Source organism: Lactiplantibacillus paraxiangfangensis (genome assembly GCF_036246185.1).
Lineage (GTDB): Bacteria > Bacillota > Bacilli > Lactobacillales > Lactobacillaceae > Lactiplantibacillus > Lactiplantibacillus paraxiangfangensis.
On the sequence record NZ_BTPW01000024.1, the window covers coordinates 33,470 to 44,144 of the forward strand.

General features: G+C 48.8%; 8 protein-coding genes. 7 read left to right on the forward strand and 1 reads right to left on the reverse strand.

The features are described from left to right. Positions 1-45: 45 nt before the first annotated feature. Positions 46-972, forward strand: coding sequence for a nitronate monooxygenase (locus AAA939_RS12265; protein WP_338210840.1), 927 nt, complete (start codon positions 46-48; stop codon positions 970-972). A 111-nt stretch (positions 973-1,083) separates the two neighbouring features. Further along, complete coding sequence (locus AAA939_RS12270) at positions 1,084-1,368, forward strand: hypothetical protein (RefSeq protein ID WP_338230900.1); 285 nt, start codon at positions 1,084-1,086, stop codon at positions 1,366-1,368. Between the two features lie 342 nt (positions 1,369-1,710). On the opposite strand, the gene AAA939_RS12275 is transcribed toward AAA939_RS12270, so the two are convergent. Beyond that, positions 1,711-2,808 carry a family 20 glycosylhydrolase gene (locus tag AAA939_RS12275; protein WP_338230901.1) on the reverse strand — a complete coding sequence of 366 codons (1,098 nt, stop codon included), beginning with the start codon at positions 2,806-2,808 and terminating at the stop codon, positions 1,711-1,713. Between the two features lie 206 nt (positions 2,809-3,014). Here AAA939_RS12275 and AAA939_RS12280 point away from each other — a divergent pair, with 206 nt between their 5' ends. From AAA939_RS12280 to guaA, 5 genes are all read left to right on the forward strand, one after another. Continuing rightward, on the forward strand, positions 3,015-3,887 hold the full coding sequence (locus AAA939_RS12280; RefSeq protein ID WP_338210834.1) for a DMT family transporter: 873 nt from the start codon (positions 3,015-3,017) through the stop codon (positions 3,885-3,887). 231 nt (positions 3,888-4,118) lie between these two features. Next, positions 4,119-7,562: a bacterial Ig-like domain-containing protein gene (locus tag AAA939_RS12285; RefSeq protein WP_338210832.1), complete on the forward strand. Its 3,444-nt coding sequence runs from the start codon at positions 4,119-4,121 to the stop codon at positions 7,560-7,562. A 27-nt stretch (positions 7,563-7,589) separates the two neighbouring features. After that, the gene (locus AAA939_RS12290; protein ID WP_338230902.1) at positions 7,590-7,811 is read left to right on the forward strand and encodes a hypothetical protein; all 222 of its coding nucleotides are present in this window, start codon (positions 7,590-7,592) and stop codon (positions 7,809-7,811) included. 88 nt (positions 7,812-7,899) lie between these two features. Further along, positions 7,900-8,823, forward strand: coding sequence for a type I pantothenate kinase (coaA, locus tag AAA939_RS12295; protein WP_338210828.1), 924 nt, complete (start codon positions 7,900-7,902; stop codon positions 8,821-8,823). Positions 8,824-8,917: 94 nt separating this feature from the next. Further along, on the forward strand, positions 8,918-10,474 hold the full coding sequence (guaA, locus tag AAA939_RS12300; RefSeq protein ID WP_083491609.1) for a glutamine-hydrolyzing GMP synthase: 1,557 nt from the start codon (positions 8,918-8,920) through the stop codon (positions 10,472-10,474). Positions 10,475-10,675: the final 201 nt, after the last annotated feature.

Sequence of the window (10,675 nt, forward strand, 5' to 3'; positions counted from 1 at the left end):
ATTCTTAACAAAATGGAAACGATTACATAACAGGAGGAATGAATAATGACTATTACTGAAATGTTAGGAATCCAGTACCCGATATTTTCTGGTGCGATGATGCATATTGCGGATCATCGGCTCGTTGGGGCAGTGTCTGAAGCGGGCGGCCTCGGCGTTTTAGCTTCTGCCGGCCTCAGTGCCGATGAATTACGGGTTGAGATCGTAAAGACGCGGGAATTAACGGATAAACCATTTGGCGTTAACTTGATGCTTCAAATGAAAAATTGTCCGGAATTAGCACAGGTCATTATTGACGAAGGCGTCAAGGTTGTGACGACTGGTGCCGGGAACCCGGCGTCGTACATTGGCCCGCTGCATGCTGCCGGGATTAAAGTCATTCCGGTGATTGCGTCGGTGCACCACGCGCATAAAATGGTCGCGGCGGGGGCCGATGCGGTCGTCGCTGAAGGTCAAGAGTCTGGTGGACATATCGGGCAAACGTCAACGATGGCACTATTGCCACAAGTTGTTGACGCGGTTGATATTCCCGTCATCGGGGCCGGGGGTGTCGGTGACGGCCGCTCGGTTGCCGCCATGTTTGCGTTGGGTGCTTCCGGCGTGCAATGTGGGACCATCTTCTTAACGGCGGCCGAATGCCCGGTAGCGGAAGCGTACAAGCAGCGGGTCTTAGCGGCGAGCGATACGGAAACCATCGTAACGGGACGCGCCCACCGGGATCCGGTCCGGTCATTACGTAACCCAATGTTGGAACATTATTTACAATTAGAACAAGCAGCGGCACCGGTAGTGGACTTGAAACAGTTAGCAGACGGCTCGTTTGAGCGTGCGGTCGACGACGGGGACGTTGAAGGCGGCAACCCGATGGCTGGTGAAATTGCGGGGATGTTCACCAAGATTCGTCCCGCTAAAGAAATTATTGAAGATTTATTTAGTCAAGCAAACCAAGTGGCGAGTGCGTTAACGATCTAAGTTCGGGCTGATAAATGGATTGGCTATTTGAGAAAGCGCTTTCTTTTGCTATAATTGACCTATAAGCCGACGGTATTGATAGGGCAACTACTAATAGAAAGCGTGATTAATATGATTATTAAGTCAACGTTAGAAAATTATTTAGCATTTTTCAACACCCCACTATTATCAGCTGGGCAAACCATTGGTGAACTGGTCGTTTTAATTCAGGCACATTACGCACAACGGCGGACCGATGAACATCTATCGATTTACTATGACGCGGTCGCCGATAACATCGTGATTGATTGGAATGATCAGCACCAAGTCATCAAGCGGTTCACAAACGACCACTTTAATCGCATTGAATCAGCTTATCTAGCCATGCAGGCCGAACAGCGGACTGTACAAGCTTAGTCTTAATATAAAAAAAGGCCTTTTCCGTTTTTGCGGGAAAGGCCTTTTAGATTGGAAGCAGTTATTATTGGTAGCTCCGTCGGGCAGTCTTGGTGTGCTGTGGGGGACGGTCCCAGCCACGGTGCGGTCTGGAACCTCGATTCAAAGCCGATAAACCACGTCTTTGAATCGCCCCGCAAGATTGGCACAAGGTTCACCTGCCAATCTTGCCGACACAGCACACCAAGACTGCCCGACTTTCGCTAAATACGAAGTGGTCTGTTGTTATTACGCTAGTAATTAATGGCATAGCTATCAGCGACGACCAGACTAGGTTATAAAGGAATAACGCTCTTTGGGCCGTTACTGCTTAAAGTAGGCCGTTAAGAACGGCGCAGTTTTGCTGACGACTTGGGCTTGCGAATAAGTCTTCTTGCCGTCGCCCCAGATGGAGATGGCTGAGCCGATGTTTTTGCTGCTCTTCGCAAGGTCTTGGGGGTTCGTCTTATCCCAGACCTGAACGTTCCAGTTCTTCTTTAAGTCATTTTTCCAGTAGCTGACGTTGGCCTTCTTGAACGTCGCTGGTTTCGTAATGACGTAGAGGTACCAGAAGTTGGCGTTGATGGTCTGAAAGCCCGCTTTGTTGAGTTGGGGAAGGGTCGGACGAATCTTGCGGTGGAGTTTGACTTGCTTGGGGTCGTCGTTTTCACCGTCATAACTCCAGTAGGTGATCAGGATGTTATGGTCGATCTTTTTCAAATCCGCGCGCATCAGCCCGTCGTTCCACATGGTGGTTTTGAGATGCTTCTTATTCAGGTAGCGGTTCAACGTGTTGGTGTATTTAACAGTGTTAGGTTGATGAGTTGCGGTGGACGCACTGTATTCGTCGCCCCCGATAGCCATGTGCTGACCGCGGTAAAGCAGGCCGACGTACTCACCCAGGAGTTTTTTGACAAACGGGGCCGTTTTGGCTGACCGGAGATTCATCTCGTTGCCCGTTGTGACTTGTTTGGCCAATTTTTTGTTAGTGGCGCTGGACGTCTTGAGCAATTTGACGAGCGCCTTAGCGTGACCGGGCGTATCGATTTCGGGAATCACTTCAACGTGGCGCTTGTGACCGTAAACGATCAGAGAACGGAGCTGTTTTTTGCTCAAAAAGGCGAGCTTGGTTTTGCGATTATAATAGACGCTTCCCTTGTGACGGGCGTTTTTAGTGGTTTGATTCAGCGTTTTGCTTTCGACGCCGTAACGGTGGTCGTCCGTTAAATGTAACTGGATAAACGTTCCGCCCCCAGCGTGAACGCGGCGGATGAAGCCTTGGATCGTTTTGACCGAGTAATACTGACGAGCATTATCTAGAATTAGTCCCTTGGATTTCTTAGTTGCCTGTGCTGACTGTGTCATGAGGCTAATTCCTAAGATTAGCGTTAATGTGAGTAAACCCCACCGCCATTTGTGCATATTTATTCCCCCAATTAATAAAAGCTAATAGTTTAATATATATAGTTTTTTTATAAGAGTGCAACCATTTAGCACTATAAAGTTTAGAAAACTTTGGATTGGTAACGATTAATGACTAATCCGTTGAATTGAGAAGCGGGATTAGCGGTATAATATTTCCTGTTATTTTAATAAAGTTAAAATTTGGCGTGAGAGAGTGTTAGTTGATGAATTCAAAGGTGTTAGGCTCAGTGTTGCTGAGTAGCGCGGCGGCAATCTGGGGCGGAACGTTTGTGGCGGTCAAAGAAGTCGTTGGTTTGATCCACCCGTTACAACTCGTGTGGTTGCGATACTTGGTAGCGCTGATTTTTCTAATCGGGTTTGCGTTGTTAAAACGGGAAAAGTGGCACGTGCAAGTTAAGGATTACAAGTGGTTTGCACTGATTGGCCTGACGGGGTATACCGTGTCAATTGTCATGCAGGAGACGGGAACTTGGTTTTCCAGTGCCCAGACGGGAGCGGTCGTGACCGGCTCGACGCCGACCTTCATGGCGCTATTCGCGTGGTTATTATTCAAGGAAAAGCTCAACCGGGTTAAAGTGTTCGCGCTAATTTTGGCCACCTTAGGTGTGGTGATGATCGTCGGGATTCATCTCGCCGGCAAACACATCTTAGTCGGAGTATTATTGCTGATCCTAGCGGCGCTGACGTGGTCGTTGATGTCTGTCCTAATCAAAAAGGTGCCCGATTACAGTGCGTTGCAGATTACCATTATTTCCACGATCATTGCGATGGTCTGCTTGACGCCGTTTGCGCTGAGCATGCCGGACGCTTTTGCGGGCGTGAACTTCTTAAATCTGAAGGTGTTAACCTGCTTGATTTACGTCGGCGCCATTTCCACCGCGTTTGCGTTTGTGATGTGGAACGCCGGGTTAACGCTAATCAGTACGAGTACTTCTGGACTGTTTTACTTACTACAGCCAGTCGTAGGAACGTTGCTTGGTTGGCTATTGCTCGGGGAAAATTTAACGCCCGGATTTGTCGTCGGGTCGGTACTGATCTTAGGGAGCGTCTTTGTATCGGTCAGGTACGCGGCGTAACGGGAAAAATAATTTAATAAAAAGATTAATACGGGACACTGTGGTCAAAATGACGATGGTGTCCCGTATTTTGGCATGTTATTACGTTGAGATAGTTAATGAGGGTAACTTTTTAGACGTTTAAGTTGATTTACGCAATATGATTGAGTACTATAATTAATAAGAGCGTTGTTATTTAAATATACTTAATTGTTGTGGTATAAAAGTGATTAATAGCGGGGGCGACAAATCATGACACAATTACAAACAACTAAACGTCATTATAAGATGTATAAAAAAGGTCGGTTTTGGATCATTGCCGGAATTACGGTGGCAACTATGGGGTTAACACAGGTTGTGGGACAAGCCGATACGAATGAACCAGTTAATAACAATATTGATACGACGGCTACAGGTACGCAATCGACGGAAAAAGAAGTACCGTTGAAGACCACCAGTACGCCAAAAGTTGAATCGGAATCCCTTACCATGACTGGTAAGGTTGAAACGGAAAATCAAGGCAATTCAGAACAACCAGTAAAGCCCGCAGCGTCAGACGCGCAGCCTGATGAAAAGACGTCGGCTGAACCAGAAACACCAGCACAGTCTGGCACGTCCGGTGCGCAAAATGATGAAAAACCAGCGGCGGGTGCTGGGCAGGAATCTAATCAGAATAATGAGCTAACTAGTGATGCAGCTGCGCCGGCTGACAAAGATGTCGCGCAACCGACAGCGACTAATCAGAAGAAGACGTTGCGGGATGCACCCGTTGCGCCAGCGGACGATAATCAAGATTTGAGTGACCAGTTTGAGGATCCAACCTTACTGGCTGCCGTTCGCAAAGGTCTGAGTTTAAAGGATAATCAGTTACTGACTAAGGCCGTCATCAAAGCTTACGGTAACGGTTACGGGCAGAGTCTGAACGTGACAACCGCGGTCAACGGGGCTGTTCAGCCGGTGACGAGTCTTAAAGGCTTGGAAACCTTGGCTGATTTGCCATCCCGGGTTTCAGTTGGTGTCCAAGTGGCAATCGGGGCCAGCTACCAGGAAATGCCTAATTTCGATTTTTCACCACTGAAAGCGGTTACTCTAAGAGGATTAACGCTGGAGACCCCTTACTGGGGGGCCGCAACGGATGAGCAATTACGGACGATTGCCGATTTGGACCCGCACTATATCTATGACTTAGACTTTGGCTCTACTGAGCCGATGTCAATTAATCCTTACGGGATGAACAACCATCAATTTGCGATTTTAGCGCCGTTTGTTCAGGCAGTGCTTGAAAATAATTATCCGCAGTCTAGTCCAATGATGTCGTTTGGCGGGAATAATATTACCGACTTTAGCCCGTTGAACACGTTATCAGCGCATAAGGGCGGACGTGTAACCGGTTGGCTTCAGTATGCTTTTAACAAGCAGGCCGTTAGTTATCAGCAGGGCGACACGGTCGTCGTCACTTCCCCAATCAAGGGGATTCACGGCGAATCAATCAATTATCAAGTGCGCTACTATCAAGCTGATGGAACGGCAGATGGTAAGTTGGTCGTTGCCGACGCAAACCAAGTGACTCAGAAACAGGCTGACGGCACCACGGCAACCGTTTGGCAATATACACTAGTTAACCCACAGTTATTCCAAGGGCAGCTAGTGTACGGTCAATTTTATCTAAGCGACGCGTCATATACGACGTACCCAACGGATCTCAACGGCCAGTCGATGAACGGGTTTGATTTGCTAGCGGGGGCGTTGGTCTTCCAACCAGTGACCCAATCAAAGGCGCAAATTAGCTTTGATCCAAGTGAAGTGGTCATGGGGCCTAACGCCACGTGGAACTACTTAGACCACCTTGCCAGTGTCAGTGATTACGACGGTAATTCGATCGACGCCAGTGAGTGGGCTAATTTAAAGATTACTAACGTAAATGGCGGTCCAGATTTAACGCAGGCGGGCCAACAAACCGTCACGTTCGCGTACACCGATGACCAGGGCACCGTGCACTCAGCGACGGCCATCGTTAACGTACTTGCCAGTCAGGCGACGATTACGGCTAAAGCGGAGCAAGTGGTTTGGCCACAAGACGTCTCCAAGCTGACGGCGGCTGATTTGGTGCAAAGCGTGACGGACGCCTCCGGTAAAACAATTACTGATTTTACCGGGGTTACGATGACGTCAATCGATAAAACACAAGCGGGTGCCCAAACGGTGACGCTAACTTATACGGACGCAGCGGGAAATCCCGTCACGGCAACGATGACTGTGACCGTTGACCTAGCCAGTTTGGCGACCAAACCAACGCAAGTCATCGCTGGTCCGAACGCTAAGTGGGACTATTTAAGTGACGTCGACAGCGCGACGGACAGCACGGGGCAATCAATTGATAGCAAAAACGCTGACGTGCAAGTGATTACGGGACCCGATTTGAGCGATGCCATGATTGGGCAACCACAGACCATCGTGTTGGCGTACACTGACAACTTAGGCCGGACGCAGCAGTTTACCGCGGTGGTCACGACCGTTAAAACTAAGGCGGCTGTGAGTGGTGTTCAAAACGTGACGATTATCGCTGGACCAAAAGCCAGCTGGACGTTAAACGACAGCATCGATTGGCAAAAAACGTTTGCGGCGGACGGCACGCAGCTTTCCGCAGCGAACTTGAACCAGATTACGGCTACTGGGACACCAAACGTTCAAAAACCCGGAACTTATACCTTAACGTTACGGTACCTGGACGCCGCTGGAAACTTAGTGACGGGTACGGCGACCGTTAACGTGGTGGCAACGCAATCGACGTTGAAAGTCGCTGACAGCCAATTGAAAGTCGGGAGTACTTGGCAGCCGAGTGATAACTTGGTCCAAGCAACTGACGCAACGGGTCAGCCACTGACAGTGAGCGCGGTGACGGTTAGCGGAACGGTGAATACCAGCGTTGCCGGGACGTACCCGGTCACTTACACGTATACCGATATTGCGGGGAACTTCTATACCCAGACGGCGGTTGTTACGGTCGTTGAGGCCGGCAAACCGGACCAACCCGGCAACGGCGGTGGTACAACTGATCCCGGCGATGGCGGCGGTACGACGACTGATCCAGGCAATGGTGGCGGAACGACCACAGATCCAGGCAATGGTGGCGGAACGACCACAGATCCAGGCAATGGTGGCGGAACGACCACAGATCCAGGCAACGGTGGCGGCACAACGACTGATCCAGGCAACGGTGGTGGTACGACGACAGACCCAGGTAACGGTGGTGGTACGACGACAGACCCAGGTAACGGTGGTGGCACAACGACCGCCCCAGGTGATGGCGACGGTATTACTAATCCGGACAACGGTGGTAACGCGATTGATGCGGGCGATAACAATAGTACGACCGATGCAGGTAACGGTGGTATGATTACCGAACCTGGCACCGGCGACGCGGTTAAACCAGGAAATAATGGCGAGACCAGTCAACCGACTGCGCCAGCCAAGATTCAGAAGCAGGTGACGCCAGCTAAAGCGGCACAACCAGCGCAGCCTTTGACTTCAACTAGTCAGGTGGATCACACGGTTGCCCCCGCACAAGCTAAGGCGACGGCTTTACCACAGACCGATGAACGGGCGACTGGCTTAGCCGGAATTATCGTTGGTGCGCTTGGCCTGACTGGCTTATTAGCTGGATTAGGTGCGAGTCACCGGCGGCATGAAGATTAAAAGAGTGAGATAAAAGGCGGTTAATTTGTGAGCATTAACGTGGCATCAGTGATTATTCCTGGGGTTGGAATGATTGCTGATGCCGGGTTAAGCGGAGCAAATTGCCTTTTAGAACACGTTTTGACCATGATAATAGGAAAAATCCAATCAGAAATTATTAACTTTTCTGATTGGATTTTTGCGCTTTACTCCAGATTGTTTTCGATAGATGAATGTTTTAACTTGCTAGCCCAACGATTAGTTATGTAATGATTGATTATGGTTAAATTAATCCCCGGCAAACAGTATATTTTATGCTATAATCAACCCATTAATTTACTATTGGTGGCAGACAACTATGGAAGAGCAATTGAATTATTATCGCTTCTCACGGGAACAGTGGAAGCAGTTTTACCGCGACGGGCACGTGCCGTTAACCGCCGACAACTTACATGAGATTAAAGCGTTTAATGATCGCATTAGTTTGGATGATGTCCGCGAGATCTATTTGCCGGTGACCCACTTGTTGCAGGCAAAGTTTGAGCATTACTTATCTTGGCGGGCGACGGAATCGTCTTTTTTGCGTCGTCAAAATCGACAATCGCCCTTCATCATTGGGGTATCCGGCAGCGTGGCCGTGGGAAAAACGACCACGGCGCGCTTGCTAGAAATACTACTGAAGTACCTGTATCCGGATCGCCGGACGCAGTTGATTACGACCGACGGATTCTTATATTCCAACGCCGAATTGAAGAAAATGCAGCTGATGGAACGCAAAGGGTTTCCGGAAAGCTATAACATGCCGCGGCTGATTCAGTTTTTAAACGACGTCAAGAGCGGCCAGCCGCTGGCGAAGGCGCCGGTGTATTCACACCAAACTTACGATATCGTGCCGAACCGCTTTGACGTCATTACCCACCCGGATATCCTAATCATCGAAGGAATCAACGTCCTCCAGCTACCGTCTAACGAACGCATTTACATTAGCGATTTCACCGACTTCTCGGTTTACGTGGATGCGGACGCCGACCTGATTGAATCGTGGTACTTGGACCGGTTTGAAGCGTTGATGAAGACGGCTTTCCAAGATCCTAAGAACTATTTTTACCCGTGGGCGATTGGCGATCACGGTGAAGCTATCGAGATGGCGAAGCGGGTGTGGGAAGACGTTGATTTGAAAAACTTGAATGATTATATCCTGCCAACCCGCAATCGTGCGGATTTGATTTTACACAAAATCGCGCACCATGTGATTGACGCCGTTTATTTTCGTAAGTATTAGCGCCTAAGAAATTTCTCATATTTATTGACCACTTGTTTAGAAATCAGTATGATAGACCTATTGAGCATTAATTAATCCAAAAGGAGTGAACAACTTGGCAAAAACGGACACCGCGTCTTTCGACTCAATTCTTGTGTTGGATTTTGGTAGTCAATACAATCAGTTGATTACCCGACGCATTCGTGATTTCGGCATTTATTCGGAATTACTGCCTAATACGATTTCCGCTGAAGAAATCAAAGCCCGCCACCCTAAGGGAATTATTTTCTCTGGTGGCCCCAACAGTGTTTACGATGATGGCGCCTTTCGGGTTGATCCTGAGATCTTCAATTTAGGCCTGCCTATTTTGGGAATCTGTTACGGGATGCAACTGATGACTTACATGCTTCCGGGCGGTAAGGTCGAATCAGCTGACAACCGGGAATACGGTAAGGCTAACATCCAAGTGACCGGCGACGCGTCAACTTTGTTTGATGGCACGCCTAAGGAACAGTCAGTTTGGATGAGCCATGGTGACTTGGTTACCCAGGCACCAGATGGTTTTGACGTGGTGGCAACTTCGAAGAACTGCCCAATCGCAGCGATTCAAAACGTTGATAAGAAGTTCTACGGGATTCAATTGCACGCTGAAGTTCGGAACACGGACTACGGCGAAAACATCTTGAAGAACTTTGCGTTTAACGTCTGCCAAGCAGAAGCTAACTGGTCAATGGATGACTTTATCGATATGCAAATCGAAAAGATCCGGGCCGAAGTTGGCGATAAGAAGGTCTTACTCGGATTATCCGGTGGGGTCGACTCCAGTGTCGTTGGCGTGTTATTACACAAGGCCATCGGGACGCAATTAACCAGTATCTTCGTGGACCACGGCCTGTTACGTAAGGGTGAAGCTGACCAAGTTATGGCTAGTTTGGAAGGTAAATTCGGTCTGAACATCATTAAAGTTGATGCGAAGGAACGATTTATGAGCAAATTAGCTGGCGTTAGCGATCCAGAGCGTAAGCGGAAGATTATTGGAAACGAATTTATCCAAGTTTTCGACGAAGAAGCGACGAAGTTAAACGGGATGGAATTCTTAGCGCAGGGGACGTTGTACACTGACGTCATCGAAAGTGGGACGTCCACGGCGCAAACGATTAAGTCTCACCATAACGTCGGCGGGTTGCCAAAAGACATGCAGTTCAAGCTGATCGAACCATTGCGGACTTTGTTCAAGGACGAAGCACGTGAATTGGGTGAAAAGCTGGGCATGCCATCCGCCCTTGTATGGCGGCAACCATTCCCAGGCCCAGGTCTTGGGATTCGGGTGATTGGTGAAATCACGGAAGATAAGCTTGAAATCGTTCGTGACAGTGATTACATCTTACGGGATGAAATCAAGAAGGCCGGCTTAGACCGCGAAATCTGGCAATACTTTACGGTATTACCAGGGATCAAGTCAGTCGGTGTCATGGGTGATGGCCGGACGTACGACTACACAGTCGGTATCCGGGCCGTAACGTCAATCGACGGGATGACCGCCGACTTTGCACGGATTCCATGGGATGTCTTGCAAAAGATTTCCGTACGGATCGTAAACGAAGTCGATCACGTTAACCGCATCGTGTACGATGTTACGAGCAAGCCACCTTCGACTATTGAATGGGAATAATGGACTAAATGAAGCTGGAGCGTTGGATTAACGGTGTTTTAGCTGTATAAAGCGAACTTAAATAGTGGGAAGATTGGCTCTTTGTCAACGGCTGTTGATGAGGAACTTTATGAGGAAACCAATTCATTTTCGAATTGGTTTCCTTTTTTTGTTCTGAATTGTAAATTCAATCCGAATTCGTGTGTAAAAACGCGACCAATT

Coding starts and splice junctions, on each gene's coding strand:
- AAA939_RS12265 (WP_338210840.1), top strand. CDS start 46: ATGACTATTACTGAAATGTTAGGAATCCAGTACCCGATATTTTCTGGT.
- AAA939_RS12270 (WP_338230900.1), top strand. CDS start 1,084: ATGATTATTAAGTCAACGTTAGAAAATTATTTAGCATTTTTCAACACC.
- AAA939_RS12275 (WP_338230901.1), bottom strand. CDS start 2,808: ATGCACAAATGGCGGTGGGGTTTACTCACATTAACGCTAATCTTAGGA.
- AAA939_RS12280 (WP_338210834.1), top strand. CDS start 3,015: ATGAATTCAAAGGTGTTAGGCTCAGTGTTGCTGAGTAGCGCGGCGGCA.
- AAA939_RS12285 (WP_338210832.1), top strand. CDS start 4,119: ATGACACAATTACAAACAACTAAACGTCATTATAAGATGTATAAAAAA.
- coaA (WP_338210828.1), top strand. CDS start 7,900: ATGGAAGAGCAATTGAATTATTATCGCTTCTCACGGGAACAGTGGAAG.